Origin of the sequence: Arthrobacter sp. Br18 (assembly GCF_000520555.1) — a bacterium.
Classification (GTDB): Bacteria; Actinomycetota; Actinomycetes; order Actinomycetales; family Micrococcaceae; genus Arthrobacter_D.
On record NZ_KI914847.1, the window covers coordinates 1 to 21,664 of the forward strand.

Here is a 21,664-nt window from a genome sequence, read left to right on the forward strand (position 1 = left end):
TCAGGTCAGCCCCACCCGAACTTCCCGTCCATTTGTTCAAGGAGCTAACAATGATCGCACTGTACGCAACACTCACGACCGTTCTCCACACCGCCAAGGCTCGGCTGGCCAACGAAAAGGGCGCCACGATGGTGGAGTACGGCCTGATGGTCGCCCTGATCGCCGTCGTGGTCATCGCCGGACTGCTCGTTCTCGGACCCAGGATCGCGGGTCTGTTCACAGGTGTCGCCGCAAACCTCAACCCGTAAGACGTTACGGCTCCGGCGGCAGCACCGTCGGAGCCATCGTCGTCTCATGCTCCAGCGACCGAGGAAAGGACAGAATCATGAAGAGAACAAACCGCGAACGCGGGGCAGTAGCCCTCGAGATGGCCCTGGTTCTGCCCGTCCTGCTGCTCATCCTCGTCGGCATCCTCGAGTTCGGCAGGGTCATGAACGTCCAGGTTTCCCTGACCCAGGCCGCGCGTGAAGGCGCGAGGCACGCGGCCATCCACTACGACGACGGCACCATGGATGTCACCGGAACGGCGCGTGCGGCCGCACCCTCCCTGGCTAGCCTTCCCATCGCGGTCAACCATAATGCTGGAGCCTGCGCACCCGGCGGAACGGTCAGGGTCACCACGAGCATCGCCCTCCCGTCGATGACCGGTTTCCTCGATGCAGGCCTGTTTCCGATGAATCTCCAAGGCATAGGAGTCATGCGATGCGGCGGATGACGCGCCGGGGTAGCGCCTCTGTCACTTCACAGCCCGGGGACAGCGAACGCGGCGCGGTGACTGTGCTGGTCGCCCTGATGATGGTGGTCCTCCTAGGGATGGCCGCCCTGGCGGTCGACGTCGGAGCTATGTACGCCGAGAAGGCCCAACTGCAGAACGGTGCCGACGGCTCCGCCCTCGCAATTGCGAACGACTGCTCGAGGGGGAACTGCGGCGCCTTCAACACCACGGGCCAGGCGTTTGCCAATGCTAATGCCGGAGACGCCACGAGCGGCATCACCTCCGTCACTTTTCCAACCGCCACCAGCGTGCGTGTGAAAACCAACGCCCGGGAAGCCGGAACCGGCGCGAACCACTTCTCCCTGTCCTTCGCCCAGGCACTCGGGATCGAGAACGCCGACATCACGGCCTCCGCAACCGCCGCATGGGGTGCACCTACCGGTGGCAGCACCCTTCCCTGGACCATCAGTCAGTGTGTCTTCCGGCAGTTCCTCAGTCCGTCACAACGTGCCCAGCTTGACTCCACCGGCACTTTTGCCGGGGATCCTATCCCTACGCACATCCTCATGCGCTACGACGAGAACACTCCGACGTATCCCGGCTGTGCCGCCCAGAACGGGTATACCTCAGGAGGCTTCGGCTGGCTGGATCTTGATGGCGCCGGCTGCTCTGCACTCGTGGACATCGGAGCGGGCGAGGTGGGCAGCAACCCCGGCAACAACTTTCCGAATGTGTGCCTGGCCGAACTGGCCACCCTCACCGGCGAACCGGTGCTGATTCCGCTGTTCAGCGGTTCCACCGGAAGTGGGGGCAACGGTGCCTACACCCTGGTGGGATTCGCCGCTTTCCAAATCACGGGCTACAAGTTCGGCGGCGGTCCCTCACTGACCAGCCTCGACCCCGCCGCGCCCAACTGCAACGGGAACTGCCGAGGCATCCAGGGCTTCTTCACCCGTTTCGTCTCCCTCGAGGATGGCATGGCCACCTCCCCCACCGCCCCCAATTTCGGCGCATCAGTCGTCAGCCTCTCTGGCTAGAGAAACCACGTCATGACGCCCTACCCCCCACAGAATGACCAGAGGAGTTACCACCAGTGAAAGCACGTCTATTTGGAGGACTTGCAGCACTCCTGCTGGCGGTCATCGGAACCGCTCTCCTCGTTCTCTACGTGGGAGCAGCCGACAGCCGCGCCCAGGAGGGCCTCGAACCCACTGACGTCCTCGTGGTGAGCGAGCGCATCCCCGCCGGAACTTCTGTCGAGGACATTCGAAGCAAGGTGGCGAGCGAGTCTTTGGTGCAATCGGCGATAACACCTCAGGCGCTCACAACCCTCGACGGCCAGGAACAAAAAATCACGGCCGTCGATCTCTTCCCCGGGGAACAGCTGCTGGCCGAGCGACTCGTGGCCCCGGAGGATTTTGCGCCCGGGACAGTGCCCGTACCGGACGGACTGGAGGAAGTAACTGTTCTGCTCGCACCAGAGCGGATGCTGGCCGGAAGGCTCAAGGCCGGTGATTCCGTTGGCGTCCACCTTTCCGGCGAACTTGAGGAAGAAGCCCCGAACTTCGATCGGCTGCCCGACGAGATGGTCGGTTTCAAGCAGTATTCGAACCTCAATTTCCAGAACGTCCTGGTGATCGCTGTTCAGCAGGCGGCACCGGAAGCGGAGGACTCCACAAATGCTGAAGGTGTGGCGATGCCCAACGGCTCCGCCTTCGTCACCTTCGCCCTGAACGACTCCGATGCGGGCCGAGTCATCTTCGGAGCAGAATTCGGCACGATCTGGCTGACGAAGGAGACCGACACCTCCGAAGTGGCGGATCCACCAGTCATCACCATCCCAGAGGTAGTCAAATGAGCAGGTTTGTGATCATCACCGCAGTGCGGGAATTCGAGAGCCGCGTGCGGCAGGCCATCGCCGGAGCATTGGCGGGGGATTTGCAGACCCTCCCCCCCGAAGTCCTGCACCTTGGACCCAATGCGATCCTCCAGCAGGTGACCGGGGGCCAGCCGGACGTGCTGATCCTCGGACCCGGAGTACGGCCTGATGACGCGATTGCGCTCGCCGCCATCTTCGACCTGCAGCACCCCGACATCAGCGTGATCCTCACGGCACCAGCCACCCAGGACATGATGCTGGGTGCTATGCGGGCAGGGATCCGCGACGTCATCAGCGCAGAGATAGAGCTGGACGAACTCCGAATCATCCTGGAGCGCGCCTGCAGCGCCGCGGAAAGCCGGCGGCGGGGCCAACACCCCGGCTCGGAGGGCGAGAACAATCGGGGACGGGTCATCGCCGTCATGTCGCCCAAAGGCGGTGTCGGGAAGACCACGGTCGCCACCAACCTCGCCATTGGGCTGGGCCGGATTGACCCGATGAGCGTGGTCCTCCTCGACCTCGACCTGCAGTTCGGGGACGTTGCCACCGGGCTGCAGCTCGAGCCGGAGCACTGTATCACCGAGGCGGTCCACGGTGCAGCCGCGCAGGACTCCATGGTCCTCAAGGCCTTCCTGACAGTGCACCCCGCCGGAATCTATGCCCTCTGCGCCCCACGCTCCCCGGCCGAGTCCGACTACATCAACGCGGAGCACGTCACCCGCCTGATCAACCAGCTGGCAGCTGAATTCAGGTACGTCGTCGTCGACACCGCCCCCGGCTTAGGTGAACACTGCCTCGCGACGCTGGAACTCGCCACGGACGGCGTCTGGATCTGCGGGATGGACGTGCCGAGTGTCCGGGGACTCCACAAGTGCTTTTCGGTGCTCAACGAACTCCAGCTCCTTCCCCGGAACCGGCATACTGTCCTTAACTTCGCCGACCGTAAGAGCGGCCTGAGCGTCCGGGATGTCGAGGCTACCCTCGGCGTTCCCATCGACGTGGTGGTTCCGCGGTCTCGAAGCCTTCCGCTGTCGACCAACCGGGGGATACCGATACTGCAGGGAACTACAAAGGATTCCGCCTACCGCGGGCTCCAGAAACTGGTGGACCGTTTCAATCCAGCACTGGTTCCGGCGGCGCAGCGCCAGATCCACCGACGTGCTGTGGTGGCATGAAACTCTCGGAGCGGATGAACCGCTTGCCCGCAGCCGCCGGCGATACAACCGCTGCGGAAGCCCCGCGGCCCGAAGGGCTAGCTGTTGCCACCCCTGAGAACACACCGCAGGTTTCACCGCCGGCGGTGGCAGTCGTTCCGCGGCCGGTCGCGGCACGCGTCCCGCCGCGAATCACTGGCCCCTCGGCCTCATCGCTGTCCGCCCGCGTCGCTGGTCCTGGCGCGGCAATCAAGAACAGCACCGTGCAGGCTGCCCCTGCGGTTGATGCGCTCGCGGGCATTAAGCACCGTGCTTCCCTCGCACTCTTCGACCGCATGGGCAGCCGCTTCAGCGACTCCTCGATCTCGGAGGAGGAACTGCGGAAAACGGCAAAGGAGGAACTGTCACTCGTCATCGATGAGGAGCAGGTACCCCTGTCCCCCGAGGAACGCCGCCGCCTCATCCGGGAGATCGCTGACGAGGTCATGGGATACGGTCCGCTCCAGCGGCTCCTCGAGGATCCCTCTATCACGGAGATCATGGTCAACAGCTCCGAGCAGATCTACATCGAGCGCAAGGGCCGCCTCATCCTCACTGACCTGCGCTTCAACTCGGACGACCACCTTCGGAAGGTGATCGAGCGGATCGTCTCCAAAGTGGGCCGTCGCATCGATGAATCGTCGCCCCTCGTCGACGCGCGGCTGGAGGACGGCTCGCGCGTCAACGCGATCATTCCTCCACTGGCCGTTAATGGGCCTTCCCTTACCATCCGGAAGTTCTCCCAGGTTCCCATCACGGTCAATGACCTCATTGGGTGGGGATCGCTGACCCCGGAGATGGCGGAACTCCTCGACGCCTGCGTCAGGGCACGGCTGAACATCATCGTCTCCGGCGGCACCGGCACGGGCAAGACCACCATGCTCAACGTCGTGTCGTCCTTCATTCCCGAGGATGACCGCATTGTCACTATCGAGGACGCCGTCGAACTCCAGTTGCAGCAGGCGCACGTTGTCCGACTCGAGAGCCGGCCGGCAAACATCGAGGGCAAGGGTGCCGTGGGTATCCGCGACCTGCTGAAGAACTCGCTGCGCATGCGGCCGGACCGGATCATCGTCGGCGAGTGCCGTGGCGGTGAGTCGCTCGACATGCTGCAAGCGATGAACACCGGGCACGACGGCTCGCTGTCCACCGTCCACGCCAACTCTCCCCGGGACGCCATCGCCCGCCTCGAAACGCTGGTGCTCATGGCGGGAATGGACTTACCGCTCCGGGCTATCCGTGAGCAGATTGCCTCTGCGGTGGACCTCATCATTCAGCTCACCCGGATGCGCGACGGGAGCAGGCGTGTCACGCATGTCACCGAGGTGCAGGGGATGGAGGGCGAAATCGTGACGCTCCAGGATGCTTTCCTGTTCGACTACTCTGCGGGCATGGACGCACAGGGCCGGTTCCTCGGCCGTCCGGTCGCCACCGGCATCCGCCCCCGCTTCCTCGACCGGTTCGAGGAGCTGGGTATCCACGTCTCCCCCAGTGTGTTCGGCGCCGGCTACGCCCCGGCGGCCCGGCGATGATGCTGTCCCCGGTGGTCCTGGTTCTTGGTACCTTGCTGTGCTTCTTCTCGATGTTGGTACTGTTCGTCGTGGTCTTTAAACCCCGCGCAGGTTCCGTGTCCCTCGATCGACGGCGCCCCAACGTGGCCCCGGAACTCTCGGTGTTCAGCAGGGTCAGTTCGTCGACCGTCGGTGCCGTTGACGAGGTTCTTGGTAAATCGGGCGGGCTGTACGGCAAGGAGCTGCTGTACAACGCGGGCGTGAAGATGAAGTCCGCCGACTTCACGGTCTTCATCCTGACCATTTCTTTGGTCGCGGGGCTCGTGTTCGGGTTCCTTTCCCACATTCTATTCGGGCTCCTTGTTGCCGTCATCGTGCCTATTGGTGCACGGGCTGTCCTTTCGATCAAGAGCGACAAGCGCCGGGGCCGCTTCGACGCCCAGCTCCCTGACACCATCCAGACGCTCATCGGTGGGTTGCGTGCCGGCCACAGCGTCATGCGGGCCCTCGACGCGGTTGCGGCGGAATCGGATGCACCGACCTCAGAGGAACTCGCCCGCATCGTCAACGAGACACGCATTGGCAAGGATTCGCAGGTCGCGATCGAGGAAGCCGCCCGCCGTATGGATAGCGAGGATTTCCGCTGGCTTGCTCAAGCTATCCAGATTCACCGGGAGGTGGGCGGGGACCTCGCCGAGGTCATGGAACACGTCCTCGAGACGATCCGCGAGCGGAGCCAGATCAAGGCCCAGGTGAGGGCCCTCAGCGCGGAGGGAAAAATGTCCGCCTACATTCTGATGGCAGTTCCGATCGCCATTGCGTTGTTGTTCTCTGTCATGAATCCGCCGTACATCCTTACCCTCGTGGAGAACCTGCTCGGCATCATCATGATCATTGCCGCTGTACTGATGTACGCCATCGGCGGCTTCTGGTTGAGCCGCACCATCAAGATCAAGTTCTAGGAGGCCGGACATGCCGCTCTTGGTATGGATTGCAGCGGCGAGCATCACATTTCCGCTCGCCTATTTGGGGTGGTCGTTGTCCACATCGGACCGGAGATCCGCGGTCGCCATCCGCGTCAATCTGGCCCGGGGGATGGGGCAACGCACCAGCCAGACCGCTAACACCCCTTCGGCACTGACCGAGCTTGCGCGAAGACTCACGCCCGCGGCCTATATCGCGAAAATCGACGAGTGGCTCAGCCTGGCCGGCCGACCTGCAGCCATGCCGCTCGAGAAGATCCTTGCGGTGAAACCTGCGCTTGCACTCATCGGAGCGGCGTTCGGCCTGTTGCTCTTCAGCCAGGCTCCAAGTCCGCGGATCGTTTTTCTGGGCCTTTTCATCACCGTCCTCTTCTACTTCATTCCGGACCTGCTGGTGTACAACTCGGGGGTCAAACGTCAGGAACAGATCCAGACGGAGTTACCGGACACCCTTGACCAGATGCTCATCTCGGTGGAGGCGGGGCTCGGGTTCGAGGGCGCCATGGCCCGGGCGGCCGCCAATGGCAAGGGCCCGATAGCTGTCGAACTCATGCGGACTCTTCAGGACATGCAGGTGGGCAGGCCACGCCGCGAGGCATATCAGGCGCTGGCCCAGCGCTCCTCGGTGCAGGACCTCAAGAGCTTTGTCAGCGCGATCGTCCAGGCGGACAAGTACGGAATCGGCATTGCGAAAGTGCTGAGAGCCCAAGCGAAGCAGTCCCGCGTCAAGCGCCGCCAGCGCGCGGAGGAAAAGGCGATGAAACTACCCGTCAAGGTACTGTTTCCTTTGCTGCTGTTCATCTTCCCGGTGATGTTCATCGTGATCCTCGGTCCCGCAGTCATCAACATCATGAAGACGTTCGGCGCCATGTGAGGAACCTCAGCCAACTTGGCTCAAAACTCCTTCGGCGCGAGGCGATAGCCCACGCCCCGGATGGTCTGCAGCCAGCGGGGCTCCTTCGGATCCTCGGAAAGCTTGCGCCGGAGGTTTCCGATGTGAACCTCGATCGCACGTTCATCAGCGTCACTGATGTACGCATCGACAGCGTAGTAGTCCCCGCGAACCACCCGGACGAGGTCGGCCTTGGTCCTCACCACCCCGCCGCTCTGCACCAGGTCGGCCAGCAGGTCGAACTCACTGCGCGTCAGGGAGAGCTCGACGCCGTGGACCGACGCGGTGCGGGCGTCGGGGCTGAGGACGAGCCGGTTGTGTTCGATGGTCTTCGTCCCCTGGGCTGCGCGACCAGGAGCAACTTCCGTCACCACCTGCGCAACGGACGCTGCAACCGGCGCAGCGTCGGCCCCGACCTCCGGTGTACCTCGCGGACGGCGGAGCATCGCGGCAACCCGGGCGCGCAGTTCCCGGGGCCGGAAGGGCTTCGTCAGGTAGTCATCCGCCCCCGACTGCAGCGCGGTCAGCGTATCCAGTTCGTCGCCGAGGGAGGTCAGCATGATGACATAGCAGTCACTGGACTGCCGGATGCGTCGAAGCACCTCGAAGCCGTCGATATCAGGAAGACCCACGTCGACGGTGACCACCGTCGCCTGATTAATTCTTGCTGCCTCAACACCGTCCCTGCCGGTGGCGGCCGCATGCACGTCAAACCCTGACTGCTGAAGGACAGCGACCACAAGGTTGCGCACGTCGGCGTCGTCCTCAATCACCACTGCCACACCCGGATCGCTCACAATATCCTTCACCCCGAAGCCGTTCGTCCCATTGCTCTATTGACCATAAGCCACATCAGGCACTCTGCTGCTGATCTGCAACACAAGCCCCTCCCCAAAACGGCCATCGTGGCACATACTGAAGGCTGTCCTGCATTCTGCTGGGGAGTGGTTGGGGTACATGCAAATCTATCTTCGCGCGCGGGCTGGCCTTGACTAGCCGCTCGGTGCTGGTTCGTGCCAAATCGGTGTTCGGTCGGCTCGGCATCCTGCTTCCGGTCGTACTCTGCCAGCTGCCGCTGGCCCTGATCGTCTTCGTCGTCGCCCTCACCGGCCCGCTCCTGGGCCCGGGAATGTTGAGCAACAGCACCTTCCAGTGCGGCCTGGGTCTCCTTGCGGTACTCACGGCGCTCAGCACGTTTCTCCCATGGAGCAGGCTGCCTACCCATGCCTCACTCCTCATACCGCTGCTGGATTTCGTTGCCATAGCGTTATGTCGGGAAGGCGCGACAGGGCTCCAGCCGGACTTTGGCGTCCTCGCCATCTTCCCCGTGGCCTGGGTTGCTGCCTCCAGCAGCCGCTGGTGGGTGGCTCTCCTCATCTCCTTCCTTGGCTCCTTCCTGCTCGTTCTCTGGCCATTTCTCGGTGGTGGGCCCACCTCGGCGGCCGAGTTGCTCAGCACCCTGCTCCTGCCCGTGGTGATGGTCGCAGTGGTCCTTGCGGTTCGCTTCACCAAGGGGCAGACCAGGGCGCACGAGACGGAACTCATCGCCAAAGACCGGAAGGTCCAGGAACTCCTGCAGGCGAGCGAAGAGCGGGAACGGCTACTCACCACCATTCTCGAGACCGTCGATGTGGGCCTCATCGCCGTCGACAGCAACGGACATAGCACCCTGACCAACCGGCAGCAGGAACTGTTCCACCGGCTGGCGGGTAAATCCGGCGATTCGCTTCCCGCCGAGGAAGAGCAGAAGCTCTTCCAGAAGGACGGCGTTACTCCCCTGCCGGCCAACCGCCGGCCCGTGCATCGAGCGCTTGCGGGTGAGACCTTCTCCAATCACCTCGTCTGGATCGGCAGCGGGCCCGAGCAGCGCGTCATCTCCGCTGCCGGCCGGCCCATGCACAACGACGCCGGCGAGCTCACCGGATCGGTCATCATCTGCAGTGACGTCACCGAACTGGTGGAGGCCGTCGCCTCGAAGGACGCCTTCATCTCGAACGTCTCCCACGATTTCCATGCACCCCTCACCTCGATTCTTGGCTACCTCGAGCTGGTGCTCGAAGACAAGCAGCTGCCCGCGCATCTCGCCTCCTACATCGACGTCGCCGGACGGAATGCCGATCGCGTGCTCCACCTTGTCGCTGATCTCCTCACGACGGCGGGCGACAGCGTGCGCGTCCACCCGCGTCCCACAGACCTTGCGGGGCTTATCGAGATGAGTGTCCGTTCCAGTCAACCCAGTGCCACAAGCGCCGGAGTGTCCTTCGAGGTGGACGTACCCTCCCCCACGTGGTCATTGCTCGACCCCCTCCGCATCTCCCAGGTCCTCGACAACCTGCTCTCCAACGCCATCAAGTACTCGCCCTCCGGAGGCACCGTCGCCGTCTCGGTTGCGGAACTTCCCGACGCCCTTCACCTGCGGGTCCGGGATACCGGCATGGGTATGGCACAGCACGAAACCGATCTGGTCTTCTCCCGCTTCTACCGCACGGAGGCCGCGCGGAAGACGTCCATCCCGGGGGTAGGACTGGGCCTCTGCGTCACGAAGGCGATCGTGGAAGGCCACGGCGGCAGCATCCACTGCTCAAGCTCGCCTGGTGAAGGGACCACCTTCACAGTTGTGCTGCCGGTCAACGGCAACGTTGCCCCGGTTCCGGGTCGGCACTACGCAGACCATGCTTAGCGTTCCCGTCGGCGCCCTCCTCGGAGCGGTGACCCTCGCCGCCTTCCTACTGGGCGCAGGGTGTGGGTATGCCCTGTATTCCCTCGCAGGCCGCGACGAACGCACCATCCTCCCGGAAAGCTGGAGGGTGCCCATCGCGGTGCTCACCGCGATGCTCTTCGCACTGGTGGCATTCATTTTCGGCCCATCCTGGGACCTTGCCCTGCTCCTCGTCCTGCCACTCTTCGGCGTGCTGCTCGGAGCGATCGACCTGCGGACCAAGCTCCTGCCCAACAGGATCATGAAACCGTTTTTGCTCGCCACGGCTCTCGCTGCTCTCCTCGGCGCTCTGGGCGGCAGCGGGTGGGGCGCTCTTGCGGGAGCTGCCCTCGGCGGCGGCGCCATGTTCCTCGTCTACCTGGTGCTCGCCCTGATTTCCCCGGCAGGCATGGGCATGGGGGACGTCAAATTGGGCGGAGTGCTGGGCATCTACGGAGGTTACCTGGGCGCCGCGACCTGGATGGGCGCCCTCCTGGGCGGGTTCCTGCTCGGAGGAGTAATCGGGCTGGTCCTGCTGCTGCTACGCCGGGCGGACCGCAACACGCACTTCCCCTTCGGTCCCGGCATGATCGCCGCTGCCATCGGGAGCGTTCTCATCTTCTCGACCTAGGGCACGGGGGCTGGTGCGTCCAGTGCTGAGGGACCACGCCGGGCCCGCGTCAACGCCGCCCGGCGGCCGAGCTCATCAGCCCCCGGATACGCCACCTCCTCAAGCACCAGGGCATGCGCCGGCGCCAGAATGGACTGCGCATCCTTGAGCCCGGCCTCCAGCCGCTCCTTCAACCATCCGGCCGGCACCTCGCCGCTGCCCACCATCAGGGTGGAGCCGATGAGGGCCCGCACCATGTTGTGGCAGAAGGCGTCGGCCTGAATGGTGGCGGTGATCGCTCCGTCGGGCTCCCGCTGGAACTCGTAGCGCTGGAGCTCGCGGATGGTGGTGGCGCCCGCGCGCGGCTTGCAGAACGCCCGAAAGTCCTGCATGCCCCGGAGGTGCGCGGCGCCGTCGTTCAGGAGCCCGACGTCGAGCTCCCCCGGGTACCAGAGCGTGGAGTGCCGAGCCAGCGGATCCTGCCCCGCCTGCACGTCAGCGATGCGGTAGCTGTACCGTCTCCAGAGTGCCGAGAACCGCGCGTCGAACCCCGTCGGAGCACGGCGAACTCCCCGCACGACGACGGCGGGCACGGCGTTCCTCGTCGTCCTGCCGATGCCGGGCGGCTGACGGGAGAGCACGAGGTTCACCGTTCCCGTGAGCCTCCGGCGCATCGCCTCCTCGGGAGAGAGTTCCTTGCCGCGGGTCATGGCCTGCCACTCCCCTGCCGTCAGGTCCACGTGCATCACCTGGCCGCGCGCGTGCACCCCGGTATCGGTTCTGCCCGCGACCGTCACCCGGGCAGGGCGGCGCAGCAGGGTGAACAGCGCTTCCTCCACCACACCCTGAACGGTGGCGAGTCCCGGCTGCAGCGCCCACCCGGCGAAGGGACCGCCGTCGTACGCGAGGTCGATCCGGACACGCAAAAGCCCGCCGGTCCCCGAAGGGAGGGCGGGCTCGTGCGTCGTCATTCAGCGGATCCAGGGGTACGGGAGAAGAACTACTTCTTCTCGCCGGTCCCGGTGGTGCCCTCTTCGACCACAACAACCTCATCGGTGCCGGCTTCGGCATCGATGGTGGTGTCTTCTGCTGCAACCTCGGCAACCTCGTCGGCCGAAGGCGCGGACGGCGCCGACTCTGCCGAAGGTGCTGAATCTGCCGACTCCGCTGAGTCCACGGAATCTGCGGACTCGGGTGAATCAGCGGATTCGGCGACGGGTGCGGCAACCGGAGCGGCTGCCGACGCGCCGGCCGGCGTCGTCTTGGCCTGCTCGGCCTCGGCGACTACCGACTGCTTCGCCGACATCGGATCCAGCACCAGTTCGATGACGGCCATGGGGGCGTTGTCGCCCTTGCGGTTGCCGATCTTCGTGATACGGGTGTAGCCGCCTTCGCGGTTTGCAACAGCGGGGGCGATGTCCGTGAACAGCTCGTGGACGATGCTCTTGCTGCTGATGACACCGAGGACACGACGGCGCGAGGCGAGGTCGCCCTTCTTGGCGAAGGTGATCAGGCGCTCGGCGTAGGGGCGGAGCCTCTTGGCCTTGGTGACCGTGGTGGTGATGCGCTTGTGCTCGAACAGTGAGGCGGCCAGGTTGGCGAGCATCAGGCGCTCGTGCGCCGGACCGCCTCCGAGACGTGGGCCCTTTGTGGGTGTGGGCATGATTGTTTCTCCTCTAAGTGATCCTGTACGCCGCTTCTAGAACGGCGTACAGGCGGATCCTGCGGTGTTAGAGCTCTTCGTCGCTGTATGCGGCGTCGTCCTCTTCGATGGCTGCTGCACGTGCGGCGAGGTCGAACCCTGGAGGGGAATCCTTCAGGGACAGACCCAACTCGACGAGCTTTGCCTTGACCTCGTCGATGGACTTCGCACCGAAGTTACGGATGTCCATGAGGTCGGCCTCGGAGCGCGCAACGAGTTCACCCACGGTGTGGATGCCCTCGCGCTTGAGGCAGTTGTACGAGCGGACCGTCAATTCGAGGTCCTCGATCGGCAGTGCCATGTCAGCGGCCAGGGCCGCATCGGTGGGCGACGGGCCGATCTCGATGCCCTCGGCAGCGGTGTTGAGCTCGCGCGCCAGGCCGAACAGTTCCACCAGGGTGGTTCCTGCGGAGGCGACGGCGTCGCGGGGTTCGATCGCGTCCTTGGTCTCGACGTCGACGATCAGGCGGTCGAAGTCGGTGCGCTGCTCAACACGGGTGGCTTCCACGCGGAAGGTCACCTTGAGCACCGGCGAGTAGATGGAGTCGACCGGGATGCGGCCGATCTCCGAGTCGCCGGACTTGTTCTGCGAGGCCGACACGTAGCCGCGCCCGCGCTCGATGGTCAGTTCGAGCTCGAACTTGCCCTTCGAGTTCAGGGTGGCGATGTGAAGGTCGGGGTTGTGGAACTCGACACCGGCCGGAGGCGCGATGTCGGCAGCGGTGACGACGCCGGGTCCCTGCTTGCGCAGGTAGGCCACGACGGGCTCATCGTGCTCTGACGAGACGGCGAGGTTCTTGATGTTCAGGATGATCTCGGTGACATCTTCCTTCACACCCGGAACGGTGGTGAATTCGTGCAGCACTCCGTCGATGCGGATGCTTGTGACAGCAGCACCCGGGATCGAGGACAGGAGTGTACGGCGAAGGGAGTTTCCGAGGGTGTAACCGAAGCCGGGCTCGAGGGGTTCGATCACGAACCGTGAGCGGTTGTCGGCGACGACTTCTTCAGTCAGGGTGGGGCGCTGTGCAATAAGCACTTACATTTCCTTTCAGGGAGCATCCGCTATATGACGCTACACAAATGGTGGAAAGGGACAGCTAGTGAGCCGGCTCAAAAGCTTCTGAAACCGGCACCGAACCGCCCTGCGGAAGCGAAATGCTTCCCCAGGGCGATTCGGTGACCGAAAAAGCCGATTAGACGCGGCGGCGCTTCGGGGGACGGCAGCCGTTGTGGGCGCTGGGGGTGACATCCGAGATGGAGCCAACCTCGAGGCCGGTGGCCTGCAGTGAACGAATTGCGGTTTCGCGTCCGGATCCCGGGCCCTTCACAAAGACGTCGACCTTCTTGACGCCGTGCTCCTGGGCGCGCTTCGCGGCGGCTTCGGCAGCCATCTGCGCAGCGAACGGGGTGGACTTGCGTGAGCCCTTGAAGCCAACTTCACCGGCGGAGGCCCAGGAGATGACTGCTCCATTGGGGTCCGTGATGGACACGATGGTGTTGTTGAAGGTGCTCTTGATGTGCGCCTGTCCGAGCGGGATGTTCTTCTTATCCTTGCGACGCGGCTTGCGCACCGCTCCACGAGTCTTGGGGGGCATTACTTCTCCTACGAAGGTATTGGATTAAGCATGTGTTCGCTGGTTCCACCGAGTGTCTGTTGCCGGGCACTGGCAGGGGCCACCGCTGCCGAGGGTCCCCTGGCGTGACGAGCGCTAGCGAGTCACGTTAGGGAGCCAGTGGGGGATCTAGCGAACCTTCTTCTTGCCGGCGACGGTACGCTTCGGGCCCTTGCGGGTACGGGCGTTGGTCTTCGTACGCTGTCCGCGTACGGGAAGGCCGCGGCGGTGCCGAATGCCTTCGTAGCTGCCGATTTCCACCTTGCGGCGAATGTCGGCTGCAACCTCGCGGCGGAGGTCACCCTCAACCTTGAAGTTGCCTTCAATGTAGTCGCGGAGCTGAAGCAGCTCCGAGTCGGTGAGGTCCTTGACGCGCGTATTCGGGGAGATGCCCGTGTCCACGATCGTCTTCTCTGCACGGGTCTTGCCCACGCCGTAGATATAGGTAAGCGCAATGACAACCCGCTTTTCGCGGGGAATGTCTACGCCAGCGAGACGTGCCATATCGGCGGTTCTCCTTTGGAAATACCGGAGGTCTGAGACAAAACAAGCCGGGAGAAGTTTCCTGGTCCCCGGCCTCCGTGCCGGGGGTGTGCGTTCCCTTATGGAGAAACGCTGCTTTGCCTATATGTGAACTACTACGTGCGGGGCAGAACCTCGGGAAGAGGTAGTTAGCCCTGACGCTGCTTGTGACGTGGGTTTTCGCAGATCACGAGAACGTTGCCCTTGCGGCGAACCACCTGGCACTTCTCGCAGATCCGCTTCACGCTCGGCTGGACCTTCATGGTTTTCCTTTGCGTCGGTTCTTATTTGTAGCGGTAGACAATACGGCCCCGGGTGAGGTCGTACGGGCTCAGTTCCACTACTACCCGGTCCTCGGGGAGGATTCGAATGTAGTGCTGGCGCATCTTCCCTGAGATGTGGGCGAGAACAATGTGTCCGTTAGCGAGCTCAACGCGGAACATCGCGTTGGGCAGCGCCTCGTTCACAGTGCCTTCAATCTCAATGACACCGTCTTTCTTGGCCATATCCTCCGCTAACGTCTGTGCCCACCACTTGCACGGTGAGCGGGTTTGGGTTTTGATTGTCGAACCCCGCCCGGCAGTCGCGGCGATGAGATGCCCGGCCCAAAATGGGCGCGATGGCAGAGACAACCAACAGCCAACGTTACGCTACGCGCGCGCAGAAGTTAAATCGGCGCAGGGTGTTCAGGGAACCCCCCGGTGAACCATTTGCGAACTTTGCAGGAAAAGCGCCACTGAATTCCCCCGTGGAACCGGTTTCTATGGTGAAGTGTTGATATTTCCTCCACCACTTCGAGGTCACCTCCATGAGCCGGGTCCACACTGAGCCTCTTCCTCCCCCCGCGGATCCATCCGGTTCGCTGTCCCGGGGTACGGCAAAGCGGGATAACCTGAAGAATTCCGCGGGCTCGAAACGCAGGTTCTCGCCGCGCGCCAGGCGTGAGGGGCTGGTCTTCCTGGCCCTGGTGCTGCCGAACCTGGCGCTCATCGGGGTGTTCACCTACCTCCCGCTGCTGAACAACCTGTACTACTCCACGCTGAACTGGACACTCGGTTCCAGCAACGCCACGGTGATCGGGCTGGGGAACTATGTCACCTTCTTCACCTCGGGCGATGCGCCCCGCGTCCTCGGAACGACGGCGGTGTTCACGCTCATCACTGTGGGCGGTTCAATGGTGCTGGGCCTGCTGATAGCGCTGGCACTGAATCAGAGGATCCGCGGGACCACCTTCGCCCGGTCCGCGGTCTTCGCCCCCTACGTCCTGTCCGGGGTGGGCGTGGGCCTGGTATGGCTGTTCATCTTCGACCCGGTGTACGGGGTTCTCGCTTGGTTCCTGCGGGGCTTCGGCGCCACCAGCCCCCAGTGGATCAATGATCCGGACCTCGCGCTGACCATGGTCATCATCGTGTACGTCTGGAAGAACCTCGGGTACTGCGCGGTGGTCTACCTCGCCGGCCTGCAGTCATTGCCCAAGGACATCATGGAGGCCTCGCAGCTCGACGGCGCCGGCGCGGTGCGTGCCTTCTGGAGCGTCAAGCTCCCGCTGATCTCCCCCACCACTTTCTTCCTCCTCATCACCTGTCTGTTGAGCTCGCTCCAGGCCTTCGACCTCATCCGGATCATGACCCCGCTCGGCTCGGGCACTTCGACGCTGGTCTACGAGGCATACCTGCAGGCCTTCGGTGCGTTCAACCGGGCCGGGTACTCGGCCGCCATCTCCGTCATACTCTTCACCATCCTGCTGGTTGCCACCGTGCTGCAGCTGCGGTTCGTCGAGCGTAAGGTCCACTACTCATGAGCACCACCGTCACGCGCCCCGAGCGGGCCCTTTCGCGCCGCAACCTCGCTGCTACCGTCGTCGGCGGTTACGTGCCCCTGATCCTGACCACCGCCGTCGTCTTCCTTCCCCTGCTCTGGATGATCCTCTCCAGCATGAAGATGCCCAATGAGATCGTCACCACCGACCTCGCGGTACTCCCGGCCCAGTTCAGCCTCGAGAACTATTCCGCCGCCGCCGACAAGGTGCCGTTCGGCCAGTTCTTCCTCAACAGCACGATTGTCACTGTCACCGGCGCTGCCATCAAGGTTGTCCTCGCTCTGCTCACCGCCTACGCCCTGGTCTTCGTGAGGTTTCCCTTCAAGCGGCTGATCTTCGTGCTGATCCTTGTGGCCCTGATGGTCCCGCCCCAGGTATCGATCCTCCCGAACTACATCCTGATCACGGGCATGGGCGGCAGAAACACCTTGTGGGGCATCATCCTTCCCGGGTTGGGCACTGCCTTCGGGACCTTCCTCCTGCGCCAGCATTTCCTCAGCCTGCCGGCCTCGCTGCTCGAAGCAGCCGAGATCGACGGCGCGGGGCACTGGCGGCGCCTTTGGCGGATCGTGGCTCCGGTGTCGGTGCCCAGCATCGCCACGGTGGCCCTGGTGACCATCGTGAGCGAGTGGAACGAATACATCTGGCCGCTGATCATCGTCGATGATCCCCGGTACATGACCCTTCCTGTCGGACTCACGCTGCTGCGCAATTCTGAGGGAGACGCCGCCTGGGGCATCCTCATGGCCGGTGCGGTCATGGTGATCGTCCCGGTCCTCATTATCTTCGCCGCCCTGCAGCGCTACATAGTCGCGGGACTAACCCAGGGGTCGGTCACCGGCTAGCTGCCTCCCGTTCCACTCTCACCACCCTTCAACGAAAGGTTCCTTGATGAAATCCATCCCCCTGCCGCCGCTGAACCGGCGCCATTTCCTCTCCTTCGCCGCCCTCGGCTCGGGCACCGTCGCCCTTGCCGCGTGTGGCGGACCCTCGACGGCGCCGCCCGCGGAAGAGGAAGAGACGGACCTCGACTTCGAGGGCGTCACTCCGGCTGCTGCAATCGAGTTCTGGTCGACCCACCCGGGGCAGTCGCAGGAAGTCGAGAAGGCGCTGATCGAGAAGTTCAATTCGTCGCAGTCGGAGGTCCAGGTCACGCTCGTGACGGCAGGCGCCGACTACGAGGAGATCGCCCAGAAGTTCCAGACTGCGCAGCAGGGCGGCAAGCTGCCCGCCGTCGTGCTCCTCTCGGATGTGTGGTGGTTCCGGTACTACATCAACGGGTCGATCATTCCCCTGGACGGGCTCATCGAGCAGCTCGAAGTGGAGACGGGCGACTACCGTGAGTCGCTGATCGCCGACTACCAGTACGAGGACAAGCAGTGGGCGCTGCCGTACGCCCGGTCCACTCCCCTCTTCTACTACAACCGTGACCACTTCAAGGCCGCCGGCCTTCCGGACCGCTCCCCGACCACCTGGGAGGAATTCGGCGAGTGGGCACCCAAACTGATGAACGCCGGTATACCGGGACTGCAGACCGCCTACCAGTTCCCGGCCCTTGCCGGGTACGCCGGATGGTCCCTGCAGAACCACCTGTGGGGCTACGGCGGCGGGTGGTCGGACGAGTGGACCATGACGGCGGACTCCCCCGAATCCGTGGCCGCCATCCAGTGGTGCCAGGACGCCGTCTTCAAGCACAAATGGGCCGGCGTGTCCTCGAACGATGCCTCGGCCGACCTCTCGTCGGGAGCCGTGTCGGCGACGGTCAGCTCCACCGGGTCCCTCGTGGGCGTACTGAAGGCGGCGCAGTTCGACGTCGGGGTGGGTTTCCTGCCCGGTGGTCCGGAAGAAACGGACCCGGTCTGCCCGACGGGCGGTGCGGGTCTCGGAATTCCCAGCGGCGTCACGAAGGAGGAGCAGCTCGCGGCGGCAATGTTCCTGAAATTCATGGGCGAGCCGGAGAACACCGCCGAATTCTCCGCGGCTACCGGATACATGCCGGTGCGTTCCTCCGCTGATATGACGGCGGTGCTCGCCGTCAGCCCGTTGATCGGGACGGCCATCGACCAGCTCGACGTCACCCGGCCGCAGGATTACGCCCGGGTGTTCGTTCCCGGAGCTGACCTCGAGATCGCCAAGACGGCCGCAGCGGTCCTGACTCAGCCGGGCGATGTCCAGACGGAGATGACCAAGCTGAAGGAAACTCTCGAATCCATGTATCAGCGGGATGTGGAGCCGAACCTGGCCTGATGTGATCCGAGCCCAGTTCGAGGCGGCACCGGGCGCCTGGCATCCGGCGCCGAGCCTAACCCCTTTCCGCCAGAGGGGGTTTCGGCGGTCGTCGCAGCGTTCAGAAGCTCTGAATGCTGCAACGACCGCCTATTTTCTTCCGGAGCCGCACCACTTTTCACGGCATTGAGCGGTTGGACAGCGTGTCGTCCGGCAACACGCCGGTTATCAGCAGTTTCCGGCGCTGAATGGCGGCACATCCCGTGCGGCGCAGGCCCCCTTGCTTACCCGGAGGCCGACCTCTGGGCCCATTCGTGGCTGTCCTGCCCACGTTCGAGGGTGCGAACAGCGTGTCGTCCGGCAACACGCCGGTTGTCGGCGATATCGACTACAAAAGGTGGGCAGGAAGCCACGCCATGCGCAGAGAGTCAGCCCTCGAGCGGAACCGGGGTGACGCCGAGGGGCTCTAGGGCAGACACTCCGCCGTCCGCGGCGCTGAGGACCCAGATGCCGCCGTCGTGCACTGCCACCGTGTGCTCCCACTGGGAGGCGCGCTTGCCGTCGCTGGTGACGACGGTCCAGTCGTCGGCGAGCACCTTGGTGTCGAGCCCGCCGAGCACCAGCATCGGCTCGATCGCCAGGCACAGGCCCGGACGCACCTTGGGCCCGCGGTGGGTGCTGCGGTAGTTCAGGACATCGGGCGCCTGGTGCATCTGGGTGCCGATGCCGTGGCCCACGTAGTCCTGCAGGATGCCGAGCCGCTTGCCGGGCAGTCCTGAGACATAGTCGTCGACCGCCGCCCCGATGTCACCGACGAACTTCGCGGAGGCCAGGGCCGCTATGCCGTGCCACATCGCGGCCTCCGTGGCCTCGGACAACCGTACGTCCTCCGGGCGGGGTGGGCCCACCAGGACCGTGCGGGCCGAGTCGGAGTGCCACCCGTCCACCACGGCGCCGCCGTCGATGGAGAGGATGTCGCCATCCCGCAGGACGTAGCTCCCGGGAATCCCATGGACCACCTCGGCGTTCACCGAGGTACAGATGCTCTTGGGGAACCCGTGGTACCCGAGGAAGTTGGAGGTGGCACCGGCTTCCTTCAGCACGGCTTCGAAGGCAGTGTTGAGGTCATCCGTCGTCGCTCCCACCGTCGCCGCGGACACCGCTGTGTCCAGCGCTCTCGAGAGGACGATGCCTGCCTCGCGCATGGTGAGGATCTGGTGATTGGTCTTGTACTCGATCTTCGGCTGGCGGAACATGTGGAAGTCCTAGCTCGCTACCTTGAGGGCAGCCATGACGCGCTCGGTGACGTCGTCGATCGGTCCGATGCCATCGACCTGCGTCACGATGCCGCGCTCCTTGTACTGGGACACCACACTCTCGGTCTGCGAGTGGTACAGGCCGAGGCGGTGGCGGATCACGTCCTGGTTGTCATCCGAGCGGCCGTCGAGCTTCGCCCTGCCGAGGAGACGGCGTACCAGCTCCTCATCCTCCGCGGTGAGCTGCAGCACCACGTCGAGGGCGAGCTCGTTCTCCCGCAGGATGTCGTCGAGCTCGGCCACCTGGGGCGCCGTGCGCGGATACCCGTCGAGCAGGAAGCCCTCCTGGACGTCGCTGGCCGCGAGGCGGTCGCGCACCATCAGATTGGTGACGCTGTCCGGAACGAAGTCGCCGGCATCCATGTACTTCTTGGCCTCGACGCCGAGCGGGGTCTCTCGCTTCACGTTGTCCCGGAAGATGTCGCCGGTGGAGATGGCCACCACCCCGAGGCGCTCGGAAATCCGGGCCGCCTGCGTTCCCTTGCCTGAGCCGGGAGGGCCGATAATCAACATTCGTGTCATCGCAACAACCCTTCATAGTGACGCTGCTGGAGCTGGGCATCGATCTGCTTCACGGTTTCCAGTCCGACGCCCACCATGATCAGGATCGAGGTTCCGCCGAAGGGGAAGTTCTGGTTCGCACCGATCGCCACGAGCGCAATCAGCGGGATGAGCGCAACCAGGCCCAGGTAGATGGCGCCCGGCAGGGTGATCCGCGACAGGACGTACTGGAGGTACTCCGCCGTCGGGCGCCCTGCGCGGATGCCCGGGATGAAGCCGCCGTACTTCTTCATGTTCTCGGACACCTCGTCCGGGTTGAACGTGATGGAGACGTAGAAGTAGGTGAAGAAAACGATCATGGCGAAGTAGAACGCCATGTACAGCGGGTGGTCGCCCGTGGAGAGGTAGGTGGTGATCCAGTTGACCCACTCGGGCGGCGGGGTCTGCCCGTCGGTCGGGGTGTTGAACTGGGCCACCAGCGAGGGCAGGTACAGCATCGACGAGGCGAAGATGACGGGGATGACCCCGGCCATGTTCACCTTGATGGGAATGTAGGTGCTGCTGCCGCCGAGGGTGCGTCGTCCGATCATGCGCTTGGCGTACTGCACGGGAATCCGGCGCTGCGACTGTTCGACGAAGATGACCAGTGCGACGACGACAACGCCCATGAGCAGGACGAAGGCGAAGACGGTGGGGCCCTGCGTGTTGAGGATCTCGCCGAGGGATGAGGGGAAGCCGGCTGCGATGGCGGTGAAGATGAGCAGCGACATGCCGTTGCCGACGCCCTTCTCAGTGATGAGCTCGCCCATCCACATGATGAGGCCGGTGCCTGCGGTCAGGGTGAGGATCAGGAGGATGATCGTGATCAGTGAGTCGTCCGGGATGATCGGCACGGGACAGTCGCCCAGCAGGGCTCCCGAGCGCGCGAGCGACACCAGTGTCGTGGCGTTGAGCAGTCCCAGCGCGATCGTCAGGTAGCGCGTGTACTGCGTGAGCTTCGACTGGCCCTGCGCGCCTTCCTGGTGGAGTTCCTGGAAGCGCGGGATGACTACACGCAGCAACTGGGTGATGATGCTCGCGGTGATGTAGGGCATGATCCCGAGGGCGAAGATGGACACCTGCAGGAGGGCACCGCCGCTGAAGAGGTTGACGAACTGGTACAGGCCACCCTCGGTGTTGCCGAGGTTGAGGCACTGCTGAACGTTTCCGTAATCGACGCCGGGTGCGGGGATGAAGGCACCCAGACGGAAGATGGTGATGATTCCCAGCGTGAACAACAGCTTGCGCCGCAGGTCTGGCGTCCGGAAAGCCCGGCCAATAGCGCTTAGCAAGCGTCCTCCTGAAGGTCTTGATCGTCCGGAACGGACAGTCCACAACAACCGAGTCTAACGGTTGACGATCGGTGCATTGGCACCATGGGGTAGATGACGGCCCTTAAGCCGGAAAACTCCTGGCGGGCCGGTTGAGTACCGGCCCACCAA

General features: G+C 64.1%; 24 protein-coding genes. 13 read left to right on the forward strand and 11 right to left on the reverse strand.

The features are described from left to right. Window positions 1-50 precede the first annotated feature (50 nt). The 8 genes from Y704_RS0103610 (at window position 51) to Y704_RS0103645 (ending at window position 7,155) form a co-directional block, all read left to right on the forward strand. A complete protein-coding gene (locus tag Y704_RS0103610) occupies window positions 51-248 on the forward strand; it encodes a Flp family type IVb pilin (protein ID WP_026549088.1) in 198 nt (65 codons plus the stop codon). A 77-nt stretch (window positions 249-325) separates the two neighbouring features. Further along, window positions 326-715: a TadE/TadG family type IV pilus assembly protein gene (locus Y704_RS0103615; RefSeq protein WP_026549089.1), complete on the forward strand. Its 390-nt coding sequence runs from the start codon at window positions 326-328 to the stop codon at window positions 713-715. Then, the gene (locus Y704_RS0103620; protein ID WP_026549090.1) at window positions 703-1,752 is read left to right on the forward strand and encodes a pilus assembly protein TadG-related protein; all 1,050 of its coding nucleotides are present in this window, start codon (window positions 703-705) and stop codon (window positions 1,750-1,752) included. Before Y704_RS0103615 ends, Y704_RS0103620 begins: the two co-directional genes overlap by 13 nt. 56 nt (window positions 1,753-1,808) lie before the next feature. After that, window positions 1,809-2,573, forward strand: coding sequence for a Flp pilus assembly protein CpaB (locus Y704_RS0103625; protein WP_026549091.1), 765 nt, complete (start codon window positions 1,809-1,811; stop codon window positions 2,571-2,573). Next, window positions 2,570-3,769 carry a CpaE/TadZ family protein gene (locus Y704_RS0103630; RefSeq protein ID WP_026549092.1) on the forward strand — a complete coding sequence of 400 codons (1,200 nt, stop codon included), beginning with the start codon at window positions 2,570-2,572 and terminating at the stop codon, window positions 3,767-3,769. Before Y704_RS0103625 ends, Y704_RS0103630 begins: the two co-directional genes overlap by 4 nt. A gap of 242 nt (window positions 3,770-4,011) precedes the next feature. Continuing rightward, window positions 4,012-5,319: a TadA family conjugal transfer-associated ATPase gene (locus Y704_RS0103635; RefSeq protein WP_253904225.1), complete on the forward strand. Its 1,308-nt coding sequence runs from the start codon at window positions 4,012-4,014 to the stop codon at window positions 5,317-5,319. A gap of 11 nt (window positions 5,320-5,330) precedes the next feature. Continuing rightward, window positions 5,331-6,260 carry a type II secretion system F family protein gene (locus Y704_RS0103640; RefSeq protein ID WP_026549094.1) on the forward strand — a complete coding sequence of 310 codons (930 nt, stop codon included), beginning with the start codon at window positions 5,331-5,333 and terminating at the stop codon, window positions 6,258-6,260. Window positions 6,261-6,270: 10 nt separating this feature from the next. Continuing rightward, on the forward strand, window positions 6,271-7,155 hold the full coding sequence (locus tag Y704_RS0103645) for a type II secretion system F family protein (RefSeq protein ID WP_026549095.1): 885 nt from the start codon (window positions 6,271-6,273) through the stop codon (window positions 7,153-7,155). A 20-nt stretch (window positions 7,156-7,175) separates the two neighbouring features. On the opposite strand, the gene Y704_RS0103650 is transcribed toward Y704_RS0103645, so the two are convergent. Continuing rightward, the gene (locus Y704_RS0103650) at window positions 7,176-7,970 is read right to left on the reverse strand and encodes a response regulator transcription factor (protein ID WP_026549096.1); all 795 of its coding nucleotides are present in this window, start codon (window positions 7,968-7,970) and stop codon (window positions 7,176-7,178) included. Window positions 7,971-8,176: 206 nt separating this feature from the next. On the opposite strand from Y704_RS0103650, the gene Y704_RS18800 reads away from it, so the two are divergent. Both Y704_RS18800 and Y704_RS0103660 read left to right on the forward strand, forming a co-directional pair. Continuing rightward, complete coding sequence (locus Y704_RS18800; RefSeq protein ID WP_051476663.1) at window positions 8,177-9,853, forward strand: PAS domain-containing sensor histidine kinase; 1,677 nt, start codon at window positions 8,177-8,179, stop codon at window positions 9,851-9,853. Continuing rightward, the gene (locus Y704_RS0103660; protein WP_035771526.1) at window positions 9,846-10,502 is read left to right on the forward strand and encodes a prepilin peptidase; all 657 of its coding nucleotides are present in this window, start codon (window positions 9,846-9,848) and stop codon (window positions 10,500-10,502) included. Before Y704_RS18800 ends, Y704_RS0103660 begins: the two co-directional genes overlap by 8 nt. Here Y704_RS0103660 and Y704_RS18805 read toward each other — a convergent pair. The 7 genes from Y704_RS18805 to infA form a co-directional block, all read right to left on the reverse strand. Next, complete coding sequence (locus Y704_RS18805; protein ID WP_051476664.1) at window positions 10,499-11,452, reverse strand: tRNA pseudouridine synthase A; 954 nt, start codon at window positions 11,450-11,452, stop codon at window positions 10,499-10,501. The genes Y704_RS0103660 and Y704_RS18805 overlap by 4 nt on opposite strands. 29 nt (window positions 11,453-11,481) lie before the next feature. Beyond that, window positions 11,482-12,144, reverse strand: a complete 663-nt coding sequence (gene rplQ, locus Y704_RS0103670; RefSeq protein ID WP_026549098.1) for a 50S ribosomal protein L17 — start codon at window positions 12,142-12,144, stop codon at window positions 11,482-11,484. A gap of 67 nt (window positions 12,145-12,211) precedes the next feature. Further along, window positions 12,212-13,222: a DNA-directed RNA polymerase subunit alpha gene (locus Y704_RS0103675; RefSeq protein ID WP_026549099.1), complete on the reverse strand. Its 1,011-nt coding sequence runs from the start codon at window positions 13,220-13,222 to the stop codon at window positions 12,212-12,214. 157 nt (window positions 13,223-13,379) lie between these two features. Continuing rightward, window positions 13,380-13,781, reverse strand: a complete 402-nt coding sequence (gene rpsK / locus Y704_RS0103680) for a 30S ribosomal protein S11 (protein ID WP_026549100.1) — start codon at window positions 13,779-13,781, stop codon at window positions 13,380-13,382. Window positions 13,782-13,928: 147 nt separating this feature from the next. Then, window positions 13,929-14,303, reverse strand: a complete 375-nt coding sequence (rpsM, locus tag Y704_RS0103685) for a 30S ribosomal protein S13 (protein ID WP_026549101.1) — start codon at window positions 14,301-14,303, stop codon at window positions 13,929-13,931. A 167-nt stretch (window positions 14,304-14,470) separates the two neighbouring features. Further along, window positions 14,471-14,584: a 50S ribosomal protein L36 gene (gene rpmJ, locus Y704_RS0103690; RefSeq protein ID WP_026531446.1), complete on the reverse strand. Its 114-nt coding sequence runs from the start codon at window positions 14,582-14,584 to the stop codon at window positions 14,471-14,473. 21 nt (window positions 14,585-14,605) lie between these two features. Beyond that, window positions 14,606-14,827 (reverse strand): translation initiation factor IF-1, encoded by a 222-nt coding sequence (infA, locus tag Y704_RS0103695; protein WP_019481515.1) that lies wholly within the window; start codon window positions 14,825-14,827, stop codon window positions 14,606-14,608. 302 nt (window positions 14,828-15,129) lie between these two features. On the opposite strand from infA, the gene Y704_RS0103700 reads away from it, so the two are divergent. From Y704_RS0103700 to Y704_RS0103710, 3 genes are read left to right on the forward strand one after another with little or no spacing between them, the layout of a single operon-like run. After that, entirely contained in the window at window positions 15,130-16,122 is a 993-nt protein-coding gene (locus Y704_RS0103700) for a carbohydrate ABC transporter permease (protein ID WP_173401118.1), read from the forward strand. Beyond that, entirely contained in the window at window positions 16,119-16,985 is an 867-nt protein-coding gene (locus tag Y704_RS0103705; RefSeq protein ID WP_026549103.1) for a carbohydrate ABC transporter permease, read from the forward strand. The genes Y704_RS0103700 and Y704_RS0103705 overlap by 4 nt, the downstream gene beginning before the upstream one ends. A 46-nt stretch (window positions 16,986-17,031) precedes the next feature. Next, complete coding sequence (locus tag Y704_RS0103710) at window positions 17,032-18,387, forward strand: ABC transporter substrate-binding protein (protein ID WP_026549104.1); 1,356 nt, start codon at window positions 17,032-17,034, stop codon at window positions 18,385-18,387. A gap of 407 nt (window positions 18,388-18,794) precedes the next feature. Here the strand turns inward: Y704_RS0103710 and map are convergent, their stop codons facing one another. The 3 genes from map to secY are packed head-to-tail and all read right to left on the reverse strand — an operon-like array spanning window position 18,795 to window position 21,514. Beyond that, window positions 18,795-19,622: a type I methionyl aminopeptidase gene (gene map / locus Y704_RS0103715; protein ID WP_026549105.1), complete on the reverse strand. Its 828-nt coding sequence runs from the start codon at window positions 19,620-19,622 to the stop codon at window positions 18,795-18,797. Window positions 19,623-19,631: 9 nt separating this feature from the next. Continuing rightward, window positions 19,632-20,204, reverse strand: coding sequence for an adenylate kinase (locus Y704_RS0103720; protein WP_026549106.1), 573 nt, complete (start codon window positions 20,202-20,204; stop codon window positions 19,632-19,634). Further along, window positions 20,201-21,514 (reverse strand): preprotein translocase subunit SecY, encoded by a 1,314-nt coding sequence (secY, locus tag Y704_RS0103725; protein WP_026549107.1) that lies wholly within the window; start codon window positions 21,512-21,514, stop codon window positions 20,201-20,203. Before secY ends, Y704_RS0103720 begins: the two co-directional genes overlap by 4 nt. Between the last annotated feature and the right edge of the window lie 150 nt (window positions 21,515-21,664).

Bases quoted from the DNA above. Each gene is read 5' to 3' on its own strand.
- Y704_RS0103610 (WP_026549088.1), top strand. From the start codon at position 51: ATGATCGCACTGTACGCAACACTCACGACCGTTCTCCACACCGCCAAG.
- Y704_RS0103615 (WP_026549089.1), top strand. From the start codon at position 326: ATGAAGAGAACAAACCGCGAACGCGGGGCAGTAGCCCTCGAGATGGCC.
- Y704_RS0103620 (WP_026549090.1), top strand. From the start codon at position 703: ATGCGGCGGATGACGCGCCGGGGTAGCGCCTCTGTCACTTCACAGCCC.
- Y704_RS0103630 (WP_026549092.1), top strand. From the start codon at position 2,570: ATGAGCAGGTTTGTGATCATCACCGCAGTGCGGGAATTCGAGAGCCGC.
- Y704_RS0103645 (WP_026549095.1), top strand. From the start codon at position 6,271: ATGCCGCTCTTGGTATGGATTGCAGCGGCGAGCATCACATTTCCGCTC.
- Y704_RS0103660 (WP_035771526.1), top strand. From the start codon at position 9,846: ATGCTTAGCGTTCCCGTCGGCGCCCTCCTCGGAGCGGTGACCCTCGCC.
- Y704_RS18805 (WP_051476664.1), bottom strand. From the start codon at position 11,452: ATGACGACGCACGAGCCCGCCCTCCCTTCGGGGACCGGCGGGCTTTTG.
- rplQ (WP_026549098.1), bottom strand. From the start codon at position 12,144: ATGCCCACACCCACAAAGGGCCCACGTCTCGGAGGCGGTCCGGCGCAC.
- rpsK (WP_026549100.1), bottom strand. From the start codon at position 13,781: ATGCCCCCCAAGACTCGTGGAGCGGTGCGCAAGCCGCGTCGCAAGGAT.
- rpsM (WP_026549101.1), bottom strand. From the start codon at position 14,303: ATGGCACGTCTCGCTGGCGTAGACATTCCCCGCGAAAAGCGGGTTGTC.
- rpmJ (WP_026531446.1), bottom strand. From the start codon at position 14,584: ATGAAGGTCCAGCCGAGCGTGAAGCGGATCTGCGAGAAGTGCCAGGTG.
- infA (WP_019481515.1), bottom strand. From the start codon at position 14,827: ATGGCCAAGAAAGACGGTGTCATTGAGATTGAAGGCACTGTGAACGAG.
- Y704_RS0103700 (WP_173401118.1), top strand. From the start codon at position 15,130: ATGAGCCGGGTCCACACTGAGCCTCTTCCTCCCCCCGCGGATCCATCC.
- Y704_RS0103705 (WP_026549103.1), top strand. From the start codon at position 16,119: ATGAGCACCACCGTCACGCGCCCCGAGCGGGCCCTTTCGCGCCGCAAC.
- Y704_RS0103710 (WP_026549104.1), top strand. From the start codon at position 17,032: ATGAAATCCATCCCCCTGCCGCCGCTGAACCGGCGCCATTTCCTCTCC.
- map (WP_026549105.1), bottom strand. From the start codon at position 19,622: ATGTTCCGCCAGCCGAAGATCGAGTACAAGACCAATCACCAGATCCTC.
- Y704_RS0103720 (WP_026549106.1), bottom strand. From the start codon at position 20,204: ATGACACGAATGTTGATTATCGGCCCTCCCGGCTCAGGCAAGGGAACG.